This is a genomic window from Halomonas sp. MMH1-48 (assembly GCF_022348105.1).
GTDB lineage: Bacteria > Pseudomonadota > Gammaproteobacteria > Pseudomonadales > Halomonadaceae > Vreelandella > Vreelandella piezotolerans.
This window is the reverse complement of sequence record NZ_JAKRFL010000004.1, coordinates 41,519-59,977: the sequence shown is the minus strand read 5'-3', so window position 1 is coordinate 59,977 and position 18,459 is coordinate 41,519. Positions and strand designations below refer to the sequence as shown.

General features: G+C 58.0%; 18 protein-coding genes. 12 read left to right on the top strand and 6 right to left on the bottom strand.

Annotated features, from left to right (window positions below; genetic code table 11):
* Positions 1 to 192 precede the first annotated feature (192 nt).
* The gene (locus MHM37_RS05350) at positions 193 to 972 is read left to right on the top strand and encodes an IclR family transcriptional regulator C-terminal domain-containing protein (RefSeq protein ID WP_239285768.1); all 780 of its coding nucleotides are present in this window, start codon (positions 193 to 195) and stop codon (positions 970 to 972) included.
* On the opposite strand, the gene aroQ is transcribed toward MHM37_RS05350, so the two are convergent.
* Positions 965 to 1,402 (bottom strand): type II 3-dehydroquinate dehydratase, encoded by a 438-nt coding sequence (gene aroQ, locus MHM37_RS05345; RefSeq protein WP_139526098.1) that lies wholly within the window; start codon positions 1,400 to 1,402, stop codon positions 965 to 967. The two genes, MHM37_RS05350 and aroQ, sit on opposite strands and share 8 nt — an antisense overlap.
* Before the next feature lie 54 nt (positions 1,403 to 1,456).
* A complete protein-coding gene (locus MHM37_RS05340; protein ID WP_239296332.1) occupies positions 1,457 to 2,827 on the bottom strand; it encodes a VOC family protein in 1,371 nt (456 codons plus the stop codon).
* A 196-nt stretch (positions 2,828 to 3,023) separates the two neighbouring features.
* Between MHM37_RS05340 and MHM37_RS05335 the strand changes: the two genes are divergently transcribed.
* Together MHM37_RS05335 and MHM37_RS05330 are read left to right on the top strand one after the other, a co-directional pair.
* Positions 3,024 to 3,893, top strand: coding sequence for a DUF72 domain-containing protein (locus MHM37_RS05335; RefSeq protein ID WP_239296333.1), 870 nt, complete (start codon positions 3,024 to 3,026; stop codon positions 3,891 to 3,893).
* A gap of 155 nt (positions 3,894 to 4,048) precedes the next feature.
* Complete coding sequence (locus MHM37_RS05330) at positions 4,049 to 5,392, top strand: sodium-dependent transporter (protein ID WP_153843566.1); 1,344 nt, start codon at positions 4,049 to 4,051, stop codon at positions 5,390 to 5,392.
* 49 nt (positions 5,393 to 5,441) lie between these two features.
* On the opposite strand, the gene MHM37_RS05325 is transcribed toward MHM37_RS05330, so the two are convergent.
* Entirely contained in the window at positions 5,442 to 5,660 is a 219-nt protein-coding gene (locus MHM37_RS05325) for a hypothetical protein (protein WP_062374507.1), read from the bottom strand.
* 255 nt (positions 5,661 to 5,915) lie between these two features.
* Between MHM37_RS05325 and hexR the strand changes: the two genes are divergently transcribed.
* The 3 genes from hexR (at position 5,916) to MHM37_RS05310 (ending at position 10,293) form a co-directional block, all read left to right on the top strand.
* A complete protein-coding gene (hexR, locus tag MHM37_RS05320; RefSeq protein WP_139526102.1) occupies positions 5,916 to 6,770 on the top strand; it encodes a transcriptional regulator HexR in 855 nt (284 codons plus the stop codon).
* 91 nt (positions 6,771 to 6,861) lie between these two features.
* Positions 6,862 to 9,060: a DNA helicase II gene (uvrD, locus tag MHM37_RS05315; protein ID WP_239296334.1), complete on the top strand. Its 2,199-nt coding sequence runs from the start codon at positions 6,862 to 6,864 to the stop codon at positions 9,058 to 9,060.
* A 144-nt stretch (positions 9,061 to 9,204) separates the two neighbouring features.
* Entirely contained in the window at positions 9,205 to 10,293 is a 1,089-nt protein-coding gene (locus tag MHM37_RS05310; RefSeq protein WP_139526104.1) for a TRAP transporter substrate-binding protein, read from the top strand.
* 71 nt (positions 10,294 to 10,364) lie between these two features.
* On the opposite strand, the gene MHM37_RS05305 is transcribed toward MHM37_RS05310, so the two are convergent.
* Positions 10,365 to 10,778 (bottom strand): acyl-CoA thioesterase, encoded by a 414-nt coding sequence (locus tag MHM37_RS05305; protein ID WP_139526105.1) that lies wholly within the window; start codon positions 10,776 to 10,778, stop codon positions 10,365 to 10,367.
* A gap of 203 nt (positions 10,779 to 10,981) precedes the next feature.
* Here MHM37_RS05305 and MHM37_RS05300 point away from each other — a divergent pair, with 203 nt between their 5' ends.
* The 6 genes from MHM37_RS05300 to cysZ all read left to right on the top strand — a co-directional run bounded on the left by MHM37_RS05300 (position 10,982) and on the right by cysZ (position 16,865).
* Complete coding sequence (locus MHM37_RS05300) at positions 10,982 to 11,878, top strand: phosphate ABC transporter substrate-binding protein (RefSeq protein WP_239296352.1); 897 nt, start codon at positions 10,982 to 10,984, stop codon at positions 11,876 to 11,878.
* Between the two features lie 96 nt (positions 11,879 to 11,974).
* Positions 11,975 to 13,093, top strand: coding sequence for an ABC transporter permease subunit (locus MHM37_RS05295; protein ID WP_239296336.1), 1,119 nt, complete (start codon positions 11,975 to 11,977; stop codon positions 13,091 to 13,093).
* Entirely contained in the window at positions 13,093 to 14,505 is a 1,413-nt protein-coding gene (pstA, locus tag MHM37_RS05290; RefSeq protein ID WP_239296338.1) for a phosphate ABC transporter permease PstA, read from the top strand. The genes MHM37_RS05295 and pstA overlap by 1 nt, the downstream gene beginning before the upstream one ends.
* Positions 14,499 to 15,311 (top strand): phosphate ABC transporter ATP-binding protein PstB, encoded by an 813-nt coding sequence (pstB, locus tag MHM37_RS05285; protein ID WP_139526108.1) that lies wholly within the window; start codon positions 14,499 to 14,501, stop codon positions 15,309 to 15,311. Before pstA ends, pstB begins: the two co-directional genes overlap by 7 nt.
* A 30-nt stretch (positions 15,312 to 15,341) precedes the next feature.
* Entirely contained in the window at positions 15,342 to 16,067 is a 726-nt protein-coding gene (gene phoU / locus MHM37_RS05280; protein ID WP_139526109.1) for a phosphate signaling complex protein PhoU, read from the top strand.
* 66 nt (positions 16,068 to 16,133) lie between these two features.
* On the top strand, positions 16,134 to 16,865 hold the full coding sequence (gene cysZ, locus MHM37_RS05275) for a sulfate transporter CysZ (protein ID WP_139526110.1): 732 nt from the start codon (positions 16,134 to 16,136) through the stop codon (positions 16,863 to 16,865).
* Between the two features lie 71 nt (positions 16,866 to 16,936).
* Here the strand turns inward: cysZ and MHM37_RS05270 are convergent, their stop codons facing one another.
* Together MHM37_RS05270 and MHM37_RS05265 are read right to left on the bottom strand one after the other, a co-directional pair.
* A complete protein-coding gene (locus tag MHM37_RS05270) occupies positions 16,937 to 17,257 on the bottom strand; it encodes a hypothetical protein (RefSeq protein ID WP_139526111.1) in 321 nt (106 codons plus the stop codon).
* A gap of 579 nt (positions 17,258 to 17,836) precedes the next feature.
* Positions 17,837 to 18,136 (bottom strand): hypothetical protein, encoded by a 300-nt coding sequence (locus MHM37_RS05265; protein ID WP_331250800.1) that lies wholly within the window; start codon positions 18,134 to 18,136, stop codon positions 17,837 to 17,839.
* Positions 18,137 to 18,459: the final 323 nt, after the last annotated feature.

Here is an 18,459-nt window from a genome sequence, read left to right as displayed (position 1 = left end):
TTGTTCGTATCACGTACATATATTCGCAGTATATGCATTGAGATTACGTCGTTGTTAAGCGTTTAAAAAACACAACTTTAGTAGCATTTCGTCCAATAAGACCCAAAGCACCGGGACAACTCTATAAGTTCGCATAACGAACTTTTTTACGTTACCCTTTTCGGATGCTTTCGAACACAGTGGATATCGAACATGCAAGAAGAGATGCTTAGTACGGAGAGCCGCGACTTTGTCACTGCCTTAGCCAGCGGTTTGGAGGTCATACAAGCATTCGACGCTGAGCACCCGCGCATGACGTTGAGCGAAGTCGCCTCGCGCACCGGCATGAATAGGGCCAAAGCGCGACGCTTTTTGCTGACGCTGCATGCCTTGGGCTACGTACGCAAGGAGCAGCGCTACTTCGAGCTAGCGCCCCGCGTGCTCCAGCTAGGCTATGCGTTTTTGTCCGCCAATAATTACCAAGGCGTCATTCAGCAATACTTGGAAGAAATCACCGCCGAGACAGGCGAGTCGTCCTCGCTGGGCGTGCTAGACGGTCACGACGTGACCTATGTCGCGCGCTCGGCTGCCAAACACCGCCTCATGGCCATCACCCTATCGGTAGGCACACGGCTGCCCGCCGCGTACACCTCCATGGGGCGCATACTGCTGGCTCAGCTCAGCGATGAAGCACTCGATCGCTTTTTGGCGACGATTACGCTCGAGCCCTTCACCGATAAAACCGTGACCGATGTCAACGAACTGCGCCACCGCATCGTCGAGGCACGACAGCAAGGGTATGCCATTTCGGATCAGGAGTTGGATTCGGGCCTACGCTCCATAGCGGTACCGGTGTACGACGCTAAACAGCACTTGATGGGAGCCATCAACATCAGCACCAACGCGGCTCGGGTCGACCTCGACACGTTGGTGAACGTTTACTTACCGGTGATACAGAGCAAAGTCGCCCACATACGCGCGACCATCAACTAGCCATCACCGCCTCGAGCGCCGCTTTGTAGCCCTGCACGCCGAGCCCCGCAATCACGCCATCGGCGCGTAGCGAGACGTAGGAGTGGTGACGAAACGACTCGCGCTTATGCACGTTGGAGAGATGCACTTCGATGACGCGGCCATCGAAGGCGTTCAATGCATCGAGAATCGCCACCGAGGTATGCGTATAGGCCGCCGGATTGATGATGATGGCCCGGGTGCCGTCCACCCTCGCCGCGTGGATGGCATCGATGAGCGCTCCTTCGTGGTTACTCTGCAGGCACGTGATCTCCCAGCCGCCCATCACCGCTTTTTCGCGCAGCAGGTTATTCACGTCGTCTAGGGTGTCGAAGCCATAAATCTCTGGCTGACGTGTGCCCAGTAGATTGAGATTAGGCCCATGTAACACCAATACTTTGTCCTGCTGCATCGTGCCCTCCTAAGGTGATGTGATCGAATCATGGCAAACGTTGGTCGCCACGTTCTAACACCTTCCCTTGAGCACTGCCAGCGCCGCGTCCAGCGATGCCTGCTCGCGGCTTGCGTAGAGCGCAATCTCATCGATCACATCGGCCCCTAGGTCGTGCTCGAACTGCGCTTGGTTGGCCTGACTGGCGTATTCGTCGCGCTCCTCGCCGCCCAGATTGGACTGGAAGATACCCGCCGCGCTGACCGGCAGGAAATCTTCGTAGATCATGGGTTGGCAGAACAACGCTCCCTGATCGACGAGTGCTTCCAAGGTCTCCGCATCGATGTGTTCAGGCAGCGATACCTTAGCGTCAGGAGCGGCGTAGTAGTGGAAGAACGCGAGCCCTTCACGACGCAGCGTATCGAGATCATCAGGGAACGCTTGAAACACCTCGGCCAGCTGCGCTTGGTGGGTGGCGTTATCCTGGGCAGCGGGTAACTGCCGCGACTGGGCCAAGAGCTGGTCGTAGAGCGCTCGTCCTTTCTGCGTCAAGGCAACGCCGCGCTGCTCGATTTCACCGAAGCGGGCGGTGTGATGACCGGCCACGCTATCGGCAAAGGTAATCGTCTCTTCCAGCGCTTTGAAGCTGGTTTGGCGAAGCAGAATCGGGCAGCGTCGACGGGGCGGGCCTTCGATCACCGCCTTAGGGTCGATGCCGACACTCGGCATCTGCTGCTGTACCGCATCGATATCCAAGGTGCGCGGCGTCAGGTGATTGATATGCGGGCCGTGAAAACTCACCACGTCGGCAATCAACCGATGCTCTTGATGCAAACGGTCGTAGGTGGCGCGGTCGACGGTGGCATCGTGATGCCAGCGGAACGTATCGAGCGCGGCCTGCACGAACGCTTCGGCATCGGCAGCGTTCAAGCCCCCTTGCGCTTCGCAGCGGGCGATCAGCGCTTGCGCCTCGGGGGTGACGATCTCACGATGGGAGAGAATTTCCCGCGCCTGCTCGCGAAGCGCTGCGTTTTCGATGAGCTCTAGACGCAACAACGAGGTAAAGACACGAAAGGGATTACGCCTCAACGCGTCGTCGTCCACCGGACGAAAGGCCGTGGAGTGCACCGGCACACCGGCAACCGCCAAGTCGTAGTAACCCACCGGATACATGCCCATGACCGCAAACATGCGCCGCAGCAGCGCCAGCTCTTCGGGCAGGCCGACCCGGATCGCTCCATGACGCTCGACGCTCAGGCGCGCCAGCTCGTCGGACGCTTCGAGTGAGCGGGCGAGGTCGGCATCGTTTGCCAGCACGTCACGATTCACACGCTCCACCAGCGAGAGCAGCGTGCCGTATTGCGGTACTTCCTGTTGATACATCGCCGACATCGCTTTGGAGAAGTGATCGCGAATATCGTCGGCGCTTACATAAGCAGCATCCATGGGGCGTTCCTGTCGATTGTCTTGTGAGCGTTGTAATGATCGCCATAGTAGCGCTGTAGCGACGGGGAGAGTTTCATAAATGTGGCCGTTATCTTCATGAACACGCCGTGCACCACCGCCACAGCGGGCGATGTTAAGGTTACACTCACTTTTTTATACGTTACTTTGGCTACTGTCGACAAAGGCTACCGTTGCGATGACCGCCCCATGCTCGCCCCTACCGCTCTATCTTGGCTTGCCCATGTGGGCCAATCAGGATTGGCAGGGTGGCCTCTACCCGCGCCAGGCCAAAACCGATCTGCTGAGCGACTACGCGGCAGTGTTTTCCAGCGTCGAGGGCAATACGACGTTTTACAGCGGTGCGCCCAAATCCGACACCATCGCTGCTTGGGCCCGCCAAGCCCCAGCGCACTTTCGCTTCTGCTTCAAACTGCCCGCGAGCGTGACGCATGACCAGCGCCTCGGCAATTTGACCGCTGCTTGGAAGTTCATCGCCGCACTGACCCCGCTTCATGACCGGCTAGGTCCGACCATGGTGCAGCTACCCCGAGATTTTGGCCCTTCCGAGCTGCCCAAGCTGGAAGCGCTGCTTGCCCACTGGCCAGCGCATCTGCCCTGCGCCGTGGAGGTGCGCCACCCTGTTTTTTTCCACAAGGGTGAGGAGGAGAAAGCCTTCAACCAATTGTTGATAACTTATGGCGCCAACCGTGTGATGCTCGATGTGCGCCCCGTGTTCTCGACCCCTGCGAATGGCCATGCAGGTCTCGCTCACGCTCAGCAGGAAAAGCCGAAACTCCCGCTACACGTGCTTTCCACGGCAGAGCAACCGATCATTCGCTTCATTGGCCATATTGACAAAGCCATCAATACTCGCTACTTCGAGCCGTGGGTAGACCGCCTCGCCCTGTGGATAAGTCAGGGGAAAACCCCTTTCTTATTTGTGCATACAGCCGATAACCGAGCGTCGCCAGAGATGGCTCGCCATCTGTACCACACCCTCCAACGGCGCATTTCACTACCGGCACTCGAGCCTTTTGCTGACGAAAAGCAGAGCCAGCTATTCTAAGGCCTCTTTTTAGAATAGCTGACTGGCAAGCCCCCCTATGATCGGATAAATTGCGCGTTCTTTCGGAAAAGCACGCTGGCAATCTCTCTATTTCCGAAAATCGGTGCAGTGCGCCGACAACGACTCATTACAATCGAACTTCACATAGGTGATTTATGGCAAAACTTGCACATGCACAGTGGTCGTCACGCATGGGCTTCGTGCTGGCGGCTGCGGGTTCCGCCGTTGGCCTGGGCAATATCTGGCGCTTCTCTTACATGGTGGGCGACAGCGGCGGTGCGGCGTTCGTACTGGTGTATTTGGCATGCGTCGCGCTGGTGGGCCTGCCCATTTTGGTCGCCGAATGGATGATTGGCCGTCGCGGCCAGAAAAATCCCATCAATACCATGTCCGATTTGGCCGCTAGCCACGGCAAGACGCGCGCTTGGGCAACGATCGGGGTGAGCGGTGTTCTCGCCGCCTTCTTGATCTTGTCGTTTTATAGCGTGATCGGCGGCTGGTCGTTGAACTACACCCTGAGCTCGGTGATTGGCACCTTCAACGGCCAAGATGCGGACAGCATTGGTGCGCTGTTCAGCGGCATGCTGGGCAGCCCGACGACACTGCTGCTGTGGCATACCGCCTTCATGGTGCTGGTGATCGGCATCGTGGCCCGCGGCGTTACCAAAGGCCTGGAAAGCGCGGCTCGCACCATGATGCCTGCGCTGGTGGTACTGATGCTGATCCTGGTCGGCTACGGCATGACCAGCGGCTACTTCGGTGAAGCCCTGAGCTTCATGTTCAGCCCGGACTGGTCAGCGCTAAATGGCGGCGTGGTACTAGCGGCCATGGGCCAAGCGTTCTTCACCCTCTCGCTGGGCATGGGCATCATGATGGCCTACGGCTCTTACCTGGGCGAAGACGTCAACCTGATCAGCACCGCGCGCACCGTGATCATACTGGATACTGCCATTGCCCTGCTGGCTGGCTTGGCGATCTTCCCGATCGTGTTTGCCAACGGCTTGAGCGCAGGCGAAGGCCCCGGCCTGATCTTTGTGACGCTACCGCTGGCGTTCGGCAACATGACCGGCGGTACGATTCTGGGTCTGATGTTCTTCCTGCTGCTTACGTTTGCAGCGCTGACCTCGGCCATCTCGCTGCTGGAGCCGGTGGTGGAAACCTTGGAAGAGCGTACCTCGATGTCGCGTTTGGTAGCGACGTTTGCGAGCGGCATTGCGGTGTGGGCGCTAGGCGTTGCCGCCCTGCTCTCGTTCAACGTATGGTCGGACGTGCTGCTGTTTGGCTTGAATATCTTCGACCTGCTCGACACCTTTACCAGCAAGATTCTCCTGCCGCTGACCGGCCTGGGCGCGATCCTGTTCGCCGCCTGGTGTTTAGAGCGCAAGAGCGTCGAGGCTGAGCTTGGGTTGTCAGCCGCTGGTGTGGGCGTATGGAACATACTCGCACGCTTCGTCGCGCCCGCAGGTGTCATCGCCGTGTTCGTGGCCGGCTTGATCTAAGCCGTCACGGCCCTGCGAAGCTGGCGGGGCCGTATCATCACACGCTGTTTTAGTGCAATTCGCTCTCTTGCGGTTCGTCATCGTCCGGCAAGGGAGCGATATCCCGCGACAATTTCTGGAACTCCCGATGCAGCTCGATCCCTCTGCGTGCTCTTAGGCTACGCTGGGCGGCGCTGCGCCGACGTTGGGCATGCTCATCGACCTCCATACTCATGAATATGTCGAGCAATTCGCTTTTTACCGAGGTCATTCGTTCGACGTTTCTCATGATCGACGCTCCTCCAGGTGAAGTTGCCTACGTCCACCTGCATCCGTGACCACTGATTTTTTGAATGATGCAGTGCGGCACGTCACTTCTTACTATAACCTACTTGACAAAATGATGACGAATCTTGAAGAAATGGGTTAACGCCCTTTTAACGGCAGCCCCGGTGGATGATTACCGCTACCCTCTTCCCGTCACTCAGGCATACTGTGGCCACCTAGGCCTCATAAGCACGATCAAGAATTTAAGGAGCTGAACGTGAGCCGCGCCCTGTTCGATGAAATGAGACGCCGCATGGAGCATTTCCGTCGCTCCGAGCAAAAGGTAGCGCGGTTCGTGCTGCGTAATCCCGATGAAGTGATCCATATGCGGATCGTGGACCTGGCCACCGAGGCGAAGGTGAGCGAGCCCACCGTGGTGCGCTTCTGTCGCGCCCTTGGCTGCAACGGGTTTCAGGATTTCAAGCTCCAGCTCGCTCAGATGCTGGCCAGTGGCAGCCAGTTTGCCCAGTTCTCCATGAACGATAGCGACTCGGTGGCGGAGTTTTCCCACAGCATTTTCGACTCCACCGTGGGCACGCTGCTGTCGGTACGCGACCGGCTCGACAACGAATCGCTGGGGCGGGCCGTGAACGCGCTGGCCATGGCCAACCGGGTGGAGTTTTACGGCTTTGGCGCCTCCGGTGCCGTGGCATTCGATGCCCAGCACAAGTTCTTTCGCCTGCAGATCTCGACCTCTGCCTACGCCGACCCGCACATGCAGAACATGTCGGCGGTGACGCTGCAAGAGGGCGATGTAGTGGTGGCGATTTCGCAAACCGGGCGCACCAAGGCGCTGGTGGCCAGCGTACGTTTGGCCCGCGAAGCGGGGGCCACGGTGATTGGCCTGTGCCCCAGCGAGTCTCCGCTGGCCCACGAAGTGAGCTTGCCGCTGTTCATCGATGTGCACGAAGATACCGAGATTTACACGCCGCTCAGCTCGCGCATCGCGCATCTAGTGCTGATCGACGTGCTGGCCGTTGGCGTGGCCAAAACCCGCGGCCCCAAGCTTGCCGAACAGCTCAAAGCGGTGAAAAAGAGCCTGACCACGCTGCGTTACCCAGACGATCAATAAACGCAGCCCAACGCGACGTACGCTGTATACCCAGCCAGTGAGCGGGCTGTGCTAAACTGGCCGCCCATTTTTCGAACCGGCAGCGGCTTATATGGACGACGTCACGGCGATACTCGATCAGCTCAACCCCGCCCAGCGAGAGGCCGTCAGTGCCCCCCAGGGCAACCTACTGGTACTGGCGGGCGCGGGCTCCGGTAAAACCCGCGTGCTGGTTCACCGCATTGCCTGGCTGATGCAGGCCGAGGGGCTCTCTCCTTACGCGCTGCTGGCGGTGACGTTTACCAATAAAGCGGCGCGCGAAATGCGCACGCGCCTGGAAGCGCTGCTGGGCATCTCCATGCGCCACGTGTGGGTCGGCACCTTCCACTCCATTGCCCACCGGCTGCTGCGCACCCATTGGCAAGACGCCCGCCTGCCGCAACACTTCCAAATCATCGACGCCGACGACCAGCTCCGCCTGATCAAACGGCTGCTCAAAGACTACTCGATCGACGACGAGCGCTTCCCGCCCCGCCAAGTGCAGGGGTTCATTGCGGGCTGCAAAGAGGAAGGGCTGCGGCCACACCAAGTCAACGTCAACGGTGATGGCTATTTGGCACAGATGGTCGAGCTGTACGAGCGCTATCAGTTCACCTGCGAACGCGGCGGGCTGGTGGATTTTGGCGAGCTGCTGCTGCGCAGCCTGGAGCTTTTGCGCGACAACCCGCCGCTGCTGAACCACTATCGCGAGCGTTTCGGCCATGTGCTGGTGGACGAGTTCCAAGACACCAATACTCTGCAGTACGCGTGGCTGAAACTGCTGACCGGCCAGCAAACGCCGATGACGGCGGTGGGCGATGATGACCAGTCGATTTACGGCTGGCGGGGCGCCAAAGTGGAAAACATCCGCCGCTTCGAAGAGGAGTTTCCCGATACCCACACGGTGCGTCTGGAGCAGAACTATCGCTCGACCAGCGCCATTTTGGACGCCGCCAACGCGCTGATCAGCCACAACAGCGAGCGGCTGGGCAAAAACCTATGGACCGATGGTATCGAGGGCGAACCGATCTCGGTCTACGCCGGGTTCAACGACCTGGAAGAAGCCCGCTACATCGTCGACACCATCAAAGAGAAGGTCGATGAAGGCTTCCACCGTCGTGATGTGGCCATCCTATACCGCTCCAACGCCCAGTCGCGGCTGCTGGAAGAGACGCTGATTCGCCAAGGAATGCCCTACCGCATCTACGGCGGCCACCGCTTTTATGAGCGGTTGGAGATCAAGAACGCCCTGGCCTACCTGCGCCTGCTGCTCAATCGTGACGACGATGCCTCCCTCGAACGCGTCATCAACGTCCCCACCCGAGGCATCGGCACCCGCACGGTGGAAATCGTTCGCCACCGCGCCCGCGAGCAGAGTGTCTCGCTCTGGCAGGCGCTCCACGACGCGATCCAGGATGGCACCTTGAAAGGCCGCGCGGGCAACGCCGTTCAAGCCTTCGCCAACCTGATCGAGCAGCTCGATAACGACGCCGCCGGGCTACCGCTACATGAAATCATCGATCATGTCACTGCCCATACCGGGTTGATCGAACACCATCAAAATGAGCGTGGTGAAAAGGGCCAGGCCCGCGTCGAAAACCTGGAAGAGCTGGTCACCGCCGCCCGCGCCTTCACCCATGGCGACGCCTTCGAAACCCCGGAAGCGGGCGAAGGCATGGCAGCACTGGAAGCCTTCTTATCAGAAGCCGCCCTCAACGCGGGCGACCACGAAGCCGAAGAGTTCGAGGACAGCGTGCAACTGATGACGCTGCATTCGGCCAAGGGCCTGGAGTTTCCCGTGGTGTTCATCGCGGGCGTGGAAGAGGGGCTGTTTCCCCACAAGATGTCCGTGGAAGAGCCTGGGCGGCTCGAAGAGGAGCGCAGGCTTTGCTACGTGGGCGTCACACGCGCCATGCAGAAGCTCTACCTCACCCACGCGGAAACCCGCCGACTGCACGGTAAAGAAGTGTTTCCACGCCCGTCGCGCTTCTTGCGTGAGCTGCCGCCTCATTTGCTGGAGGAGGTCCGCCTGCGAGGCCATGTATCTCGCCCGGTGACCGCCTCGCGGCAAAGTTTTGCCCAAACCAATATCGAGAGCGACGGCGAGCTCCCTGCGCTGCACGTCGGCCAGCGAGTCGAGCACCCGGTCTTCGGCGAGGGCATCATTCTCAACGCCGAGGGAGAAGGCGCCCGTGCGCGGGTGCAGGTGAGCTTCGATGGCGAAGGCGTGAAGTGGCTCGTGCTCGGTTTTGCCAAACTGACACCGCTTTGAACGTAGCGCCGTTTTCACCTCGTAAAAGGGCAAGTGAAGACAGGGACTTGCCCTATAAAAGCGGCTTAGCGCATACTGGCAGGCGGACACTGCGCTCACTGCGCTTATAAAAAAACAGCCTATAATTTCGGAGTCATGCCCGCCATGCAACGCCGCCAATTTTTGAAAACCGCCGGCCTAGGCGCCGCCGGTGTCGCTGCTGCCCCCTTTGTTTCTACCGCCAGCGCTAACGAAACCTACACGTGGGATATGGTCACCTCCTGGCCGAAGAACTTCCCTGCCCTCGGTACTGGCGCCAACGACTTTGCCCGCCGAGTGGAGCAGCTCTCGAACGGCCGTATGCGCATTCGCGTTCATGGTGCAGGCGAGCTCGTGCCAGCACTGGAAGTATTTGACGCCGTCGCCGCAGGCACCGCCGAAATGGGCCACTCCGCCTCTTATTATTGGCGCGGCAAAGTGGCTGCCTCTCAGTTCTTCACCGCCGTGCCCTTTGGCATGACTACCACCGAAATGAACGCGTGGCTATATCATGGCGGTGGCCAAGAGCTGTGGGATGAGATCTACGCCAACCACAATCTGAAACCCTTTGCCGTGGGCAACACCGGTACGCAGATGGCGGGCTGGTTCAAAAAAGAGATCAACTCCCTCGAGGACATGCAGGGCCTCAAGCTGCGCCTGCCGGGGCTCGCCGGGGAAGCCATGAACGGCATCGGCGTCAGTACCGTCAACATGGCCGGTTCTGAAATCTTTACCTCACTGCAAACCGGTGCGCTCGACGCGGCGGACTGGGTCGGCCCCTATAACGACCTAGCGTTCGGCCTGCATCAAGTGGCGGATTACTACTACACGTCCGTGTGGAACGAGCCCACTGCCGTTCTCGAAGGCACCGTCAACCTGGATGCCTGGAACGCGCTGCCGGAAGACTTGCAGGACGTGATCCGTGAAGCGGCGCGCGCTTCTAACCTAGCGATGATCAGCGAGTTTGCCTACCGCAATGCTCAGGCACTGGAAACGCTGGTGGAAGAGCACGGCGTGCAGCTACGTACGTTCCCAGAAGACGTCATGGCGGCCTTGTACGAGTCATCCAAGCAGGCGATTCAGCGTCAGGTCGAGAGCGATGAAGAGTCTCGCCGCGTTTACGAGTCCTATTCGGCCTTCCAGGAAGTGGTGCGCCCGTTTAGTGACGTAGGGGAGTACGCCTACCTGAAAAGCCGCGACAATGTCGGTGCTTAACGTATTAGCCAATGTGAAAGGGCGCTTCGGCGCCCTTTTTTGCTATAAGGTCACGCTTACGATGTGACGAACTAGCCATGGACGGCACGGATACGACCGTTATCGTCCAACGCCACCATGACGAAACGCGCTTCGGTGACTTTCTGGCGCTCTTCAATGTGGCGGCCATGGGGTGGGCGCACCCACACCTCGACATCGATTTTGATCGAGCTATGGCCAATATCCTGCACTTGGGTATAGACACTCACCATGGACCCGACCCGCACCGGGCTCAAAAAATCCATGGCTTCGATGGCGACCGTCGCGGTGCGGCCACCGGCTTCACGCCCGGCAGCCAGCTCCGCCGCTTGGTCCATATGATTCACTAACCAGCCGCCAGGAATATCGCCATAGAGATTGGTATCTTGCCGAGAAGCCAGTAACTTTAAGGTGAGCTGCCCTTTGGGGGCCGGTACGTCGTCCAAGTCGGTATCCAGCGGTGTCATAAGGTGGTCGCTTTGTAAGGTTATTGTTGTAGTGAAACGCTGTAGTAAAACCGGTACTCAAAACCGGCACTACGCAAGTGCATCACGTTGCTGCATCGCAACAGGGTAGCGATAGTTAATCATAAGAGGGGGGATGTTTGAAGGGCAATCGTTGGGCGTGCCATTGCGAGCGGATTCATCGCTGTTGTCGCCGTTGGGTGGCCATGGGCGTGCTGCTCTGCTCCACGGTTGCCTGGGGGCAACCTGCACCAGTGAGCGGCACCTTGGGTGCCGTAGGCTCCGACACCATGGCGGGGCTGATGCTCCGCTGGGGGGAAGCACTCAACCACCGCTACCCGGATATTACGCTGCAGTTTCAAGCAGGTGGCTCTGCCAGTGCACCGACCGCGCTAGTGGCAGGAACGACGCGCTTTGGCCCGATGTCGCGCCCCATGACCGATACCGAGCGCCAACAGTTCATCGAGCGCTACGGCTACCCGCCCCGTGAATTGAGCGTTGCCCGAGATGCCCTACTGCTGGTGGTTCACCGCCACAACCCTCTGGCATCGCTCACCCGCGAGCAGGCCGATGCGATTTTTTCCACCACCTTGTCGTGTGGGGGGCAGCAGCCAATCCGTCGCTGGGAAGAGTTACTGCCTGTGGCGCAGTGGCCCTACGGCAAGATTGCGCTACATGGCCGTAACTTGGCCTCTGGCACCCACGGGCTGTTTCTGGACCGGGCTCTATGCAACGGCCAATTCCGTCGCGATATCAGCGAACACCCTGGCTCGTCGGCGGTGATCGCCGCCGTAGGCGAGTCACCCAATGCCATGGGCTACGCAGGCTATAACCACGTGAATGCAATGGTTCGTGCCCTGCCGCTGATCGACGAGGCCGGCCGCGCTATCCGGCCAACTGTCTCGACGATCCAGGACGGCACTTATCCGTTATCGCGAAACCTCTACCTCTACGTGAATCTGCCGCCAGGGGAGACGCTACCGCCTGCCGAACAGGCGTTCATCGAACTGATCTTCTCCGACGAAGGTCAGCAAATCGTTCGAGCAGCGGGCTTCGTACCGCTGCCCCAAGCGCTGCGACAGCCGCCGCTGCTGACGCGTTAGATTGTCATTTAACTGTCATAAACATGCCGTAGGGTGAAGAACTTCTGCCATGTACGTACTTTTTTGCGACGCTACCTGTTTCTTTATGATGTCGACATGACTCCCCCACGGCTACCTCTTTCGCGTCAGCCGCTGCGCCTCATTCATGACCGTATTGCCACTGGCCTGATTACCGCCGGTGGTATCGGTGTTCTATTGGCCATTCTTGCCATTGGCGTGTTTCTAATATGGGAAACGCTACCGCTGCTGTCGTTTGGCGACACCTTATCTCTCAGCACGTTATCGCCACTGGCGTGGGGCACGCTCAAAGCGGCCCTCGCTGCCATGCTGTTCGCGACCCCCATCGCGCTGGGCGCGGCCATGTACTCAGCGCTGTTCATGTCGGCACGGCTACGCAGCCGTATCAAGCCGCTATTGGAACTTATGGAAGCCATTCCCGGCGTGGTCGTGGGCTTCATTGCCGGTTTGCTGCTGGCACCTTGGGTAGAGCGTCATCTCGCCAGTACACTACTGGTGTTTATATGGCTGCCGCTAAGCGCTGGAGTGGCAGGCTCGCTCTGGTATTTCGCCGGTTCGCGTATGCGTCGGTGGCTGCCGCTCTCTTGGGCGGGCCTCTGGCTGATGCCTTGGCTCGCCATCATGATCACCTTGGCGCTGTGGTTGGCACCGCTCTTGGAACAGCTCTGGTTCGGCGGCGACCTACGGCTCATGCTCGATCAGCAGTACGGCCTCGATTACGCCACCCGTAACGCGCTGATCGTGGGGATCGCCATGGGGTTTGCGGTGATTCCTAGCATCTACTCGCTGGCCGAGGACGCGCTCGCCGATGTGCCTGCCAGCTTGATGGAGGGCGCTCAAGCACTGGGTGCCAGTCGCTGGCAGGCGCTGTGGAAAGTCGCGCTGCCTACCGCAGGCCCAGGAGTCTTCTCGGCCGTCATCATAGGTGCCGGGCGCGCGGTGGGCGAAACCATGATCGTCTTGATGGCCAGCGGCAATACCGCGCTGCTCAGCGCAAGTCCCTTCGAAGGGTTGCGCTCGCTATCGGCATCGATTGCTATCGAGCTTCCAGAAGCCGCTCCCGGTGGGATGACCTATCACCTACTGATTTTTGCAGCTCTGACGCTGTTTCTCTTTACTTTTTTGGTTAACACCCTTGCTGAGATGGTGCGCCAACGCCTACGTCAGCGCTATCAGCGCATCGGTGGGAGTCGCTAATGCGCTGGCACCGGAAGTCCCCCCGCCTTACGTCCGTGGGCAGCCTGTTGTGGCCTTGGCTATGCGCCGCTAGCGTTGCGCTGTCGCTGCTGATGCTGGCAACACTTCTGACGTTGCTGGCCGCCCGTGGCCTGGGCCACTTTTGGCCTGCCACGCTGGAACAAGTCACTCTGCGCTCTGGGGAGACGGTGATCGGTCAGCCGGTGCGGGAAGCCCCGCTGCCCAACGCAGCAGGGACAGAACGCCTCTACTTTACCGGCAACCGGGATCTTGACGGCGACAGCTGGCGCTGGGTCGCCCTCGGCGATATCGCCGCCGTTGCGGAGCCCAACGACCTCATCCGCTTGGAGCGTGCTCCATGGGGAGACTTCATCGGGCGCCTAGACGTCGTCGAGAGCGCAGGTCAGCGTTTTGAGGGTGAGGCTGCCTGGGCATTCGTTGCACAAGCGCTTAGATTGCCTGACGGACAACGGCCGATCGCACGGCTGCAGCTCACTTCCGCCCAGGGCGACACCGTGAGCCAACCGTTAGCGGGCGTCACTCGATTTCAAGCACCAAACGCCATGTCCTGGAGCCAAAAAGTCGCCGTTTGGTGCAAGCGTATATGGCAATTTCTTAGCGAAGGTCCCCGCTCGGCCAATACCGGCGGCGGCGTGTGGCCCGCCATCTTCGGTACGGTCATGATGGTGATGCTGATGTCGGTCATCGTGACGCCGTTTGGCGTACTGGCCGCCATTTATCTCAATGAAATCGCGCATCAAAACCGCCTGACTCGCTTGGTGCGTATCGGCGTACGCAACCTTGCCGGTGTGCCGTCGATCGTTTACGGAGTGTTTGGCTTGGGCGTTTTCGTTTACGGGATCGGGGGCTCCATCGACAGCTGGTTTTTCGAGGATACGCTGCCTTCCCCCACGTTTGGCACAGGCGGTCTGCTCTGGGCATCGCTGACCCTGGCGCTGCTCACCCTGCCGGTCGTCATCGTGGCCACCGAAGAGGGCCTGGCACGCATTCCCGATGCGCAGCGAGAAGGTGCGGTCGCACTGGGCGCCACCCGCCTGGAAATGCTGGTCCGCGTGGTGCTGCCCATGGCGACCCCGGCCATGCTCACCGGCGTGATTTTGGCCGTGGCCCGAGCCGCTGGCGAAGTCGCCCCGCTGATGCTGGTGGGCGTCGCCAAGCTGGCTCCCCAAATGCCTGTGGATGGCGAGTTTCCCTACTTGCACCTAGAGCGCAAATTCATGCACCTTGGCTATCATTTATTTGATACCGCTTTTCACGGCGAAGATGTCCAGGCCGCCATTCCCCTGGTGTTTGCTACTGCGCTGCTGCTCGTATTGATCGTGCTCGTGCTTAATCTAACTGCCATATTTCTGCGTCATTATTTAAGGCGTCAACGAGGAAACGAATGCTAGCGTTATCGTCCGCCAACCCGCCTCATGCATCGGTGACTCGCTTTACTGCCGAGACCTGCTGTTTGAGCATCAACCAGTTTCACCTCGCCTATGCGGGGAAAACGGCGTTGCGCGACCTAACGCTCGATGTGCCTCGCCACCGAGTCACCGCTTTCATCGGCCCGTCGGGCTGCGGAAAATCGACGTTACTACGTGCTATCAATCGGCTGCACGATCTTAACGAGTCGGTGACGCATCGAGGTCAGATTCAGCTGGAGGGTCAGGACATTCACGCCCCACAGATGAACGTCACCGAACTGCGTCGCCGTGTGGGCATGGTGTTTCAGACGCCCAACCCATTCCCAATGTCCATTTATGAAAACGTCGCCTTTGGGCTGCGTTTGCAAGGGCGCATGCCCAAGCGCAAACGCGACGACATCATCGAGTGGGCATTGACGTCCGCGGCTTTGTGGGACGAGGTGAAAGATCGCCTGCATCGCTCGGCGTGGCAGCTATCCGGGGGTCAGCAGCAGCGTTTGGTGATTGCCCGGACGCTCGCCGTACAGCCCGACGTGCTGCTGCTCGACGAGCCCGCCTCGGCGCTGGATCCGATCTCGACGCTGAAAATCGAAGAGCTGATTCGTAACCTGAAATCCCAGCTCACGCTGGTATTAGTGACGCACAATATGCAGCAAGCCGCACGGGTATCCGACTACACGGCTTTTTTGCAGCAAGGTGAACTCGTTGAATACGGGCCAACGGATCAAGTGTTCACCAACCCGCGTTTACAGCGCACCGAAAATTACATCACCGGCCGCATGACCTAGGCCCAACCGACGTTACGTCAGGAGTGCTCAATGGATATTACGAGCGATACCCACAGCCAGCATATCTCTCGCCAGTTCAACCAGGAGCTGGAAGAGCTGAAAACCCACCTGATGGCCATGGGCGGTCTGGTGGAAAAACAGGTGCAAGATGCCGTTCACGCGCTGCTGGAAGGCGACAGCCGTCTCGCCGAAAAAGTGCGTGACAACGACCGCCAGGTCAACGACCTGCAGCTACAGATCGATGACGAATGTACCCGCGTCCTAGCGCGTCGTCAGCCAGCCGCCTCTGACCTGCGCTTGGTACTAGCGGTCATTCGCGCCACGTCGGATCTCGAGCGGATAGGCGACGAAGCCAGCAAAATAGCCCGTAACGCACTTTTGCTGAGTGAGAACAGCAGCAGTATTCGTGGTTTGGTAGAAGTGCGACATATCAGTGAACACGTGCGTAAGATGCTACGCGATGCGCTGACGGCCTTTGCCCGCTTCGATACCGAGCTTGCCATGCAGGTCGTGCGGGAAGACGAGTCCGTGGATGACGAATACGGCAGCGCCATGCGCTCGCTGATGACGTTCATGATGGAAGACTCGCGCTCGATCAGTTCCGTGTTGAGCATCATGTGGGTTCTCCGAGCATTGGAGCGCGTGGGCGACCACGCCAATAATCTGGCGGAGTACGTGGTCTACCTGGTGAAAGGCTTGGATATTCGCCACAGCGACCCCGACACCCTAGATCAGAAGATGCTGAAAAAGCCTTGACCTGACAGGTCATTGCTCCTGCAATACGCCCAGATGACTCATCTGGGCGTTTTTAAAGGAGACAACATGGTGGATGCCATCACGGCGTTGAGCCAAGGCACGCGTTTGGTGTATCAAAAAGGGCTGCGGCGCTACATTTTCCTCCCCATCCTGGTCAACCTCATCGTCTACGCCAGTATGCTCAGCGTCGTATTCCAGGGCTTTTCAGGCTGGTTGGATAGCGCCATGACCATGGTGCCCGGTTGGCTGGAGTGGCTCTCCTGGCTGATTTGGCCGCTCTTTTTCGTTAGCCTGCTGGTGGTGATCTTTTTCACCTTCACCCTCGTGACTCACCTCATTGCCGCACCGTTTTACGGCTTTCTTGCCGCAAAAGTCGAGCGACAAGCCACCGGGCGGGAACCGCTGGACGATCGCGGACTGGCTAAAACGGCCATCGACGCACTGGGGCGCGAGCTGGTCAAGCTGGGCTATATTCTGCCGCGCATGGCGGCGCTGTTCATGCTCAGCTGGATTCCCGGCCTCAACCTACTTGCGCCGCTTTTGTGGGCGCTGTTTTCCGCCTGGGTGATGGCGATCACCTATCTGGATTATCCAATGGATAATAACAAAGTCACGTTTCGTGATATGCGCAGCCGCCTCTCGCGACGCTGGTGGCCCAGCCTTACCTACGGCGGGTTGATCATGCTGGTTACCTGGATTCCCCTTGCCAACCTGTTTTTGATACCCGGCGCCGTCGCAGGAGCAGTGCTCATGTGGGACGGGCATTATCGCGGCACACAGGATGTAGTGAATCCTTGACGTCGCGTCAGTGGGAGGCATAGACACAAAAAACCCCGCCTAGGCGGGGTTTTAGGGATATAGCGCTGAGCTTACCAACGGATACCGTCACCTTCGTCGCGGTTCAGCTCATTGGCGTCATAGCCCGTTTTGCGGGTGGCTGTATCGGTTGAGTCGTTGGCGCTGCTAGACGTAGAGTAATCCAGCGTGTCACCTTCGTCATGGATCAGGTCACTAGTAGAGTACTGGGCCGGACCTGACGTATTGTGCGAGCTTGGCTCGATAATATCGTGACCTGCAGAACGGTCTTTATTCAATTCAATGGACGTGTGGGCAAAGGCCATTGGACTTGCAACCAAACCGAATGCAACGCTTAGAACAGCCGTCTTTTTCGCTAACTCGTTAAATAACATCGCTACGTACTCCTTTAACGTGGAGCCAGTCGGCGTAGGCCAGAACCAGAACACATGAGCGCCTACGACTAATGGCTAACTTAACACCTAGTTAGTGCACACAAGATGCCAAATTACATAGAAAATAAAAAATTATTTTATAAACATGTATTTATACAAATTACATTGTGCGCAATATAATGCAGCAACGTAAAAAATACCTCAAATATATTGTGCAATAATGACACATGCGCCGTGTACGTGGCGCAGAATGACTCACCTTAAGAAAGATTCCGCAGACTTTCATGCAGGCTCGTTCTAAAGAAAACCTTACATACCCTCTGCATATGCCGCAGGCACAAAAAATTAGACCCCGCAGGGCGGGGTCTTGGTCACTCTTACTTGTCAACGATACTGACGTCTGGCTTCCTATCCTTTTGCGGGGTGCCAACCTTGGTATATCCCCTGACCAGCGTATTGATCGTTATCTGATTCTTTCCATGAATCTTTGAGCATCCTTGCTATAGGACATCCTTGCCCCTTAAATGCTCACTCCTAAGCGTAAGAGTTTTTAACAGCTTTGCAAATAAATGTTACAACTTACATGCCGCTATTTTCTTCCGGAAGCTCTTCGGTGCTGTCGTATGTCGCATCCGAGTCATCGCTCATGGAATTCGGCTCCATATCGCTGGCGTTATCGCCTTCGTCATGGGTTAAATCTTGGTTGCCATGATCAGATGTCATTCCAGTATTGCTGGATTGAGATTCTACCGGCTGCTCATCTGGAGAAATATTGTCGGCCGGGTCAGCAGGCTCTTGGGCAAAAGCCAATGGGCTTGCTACCAAACCAAACGTTACACCTAAAATACCAGCTTTCTTGAGTAGTTCCTTGGACATCATATTCCGCCTCCTCGATCGCTGTGAAATACCGCTTTAGTAAGGAAGAGCGACTTCATGTCTTACCAGTTCCTGCGGTAATCTTCCTTACCAGAATTTTTGCATCCGACATGCCAAAATTTCAAAAAAATAGAAAAATACATGTAAATACAATAGTTTATAAAAAAATAAAGCCATGCCAAAATAGCTTCAGCCGCGATTTCATAGCGAGTTAATTGGCTACATATGGCACATGCGCGGTGTTTGACCATGCTTACATGCCAATATGACACACTTGTACATAGATTATGCAAATCGACGAATGAGGAAGGATTGAGTGTACGAGG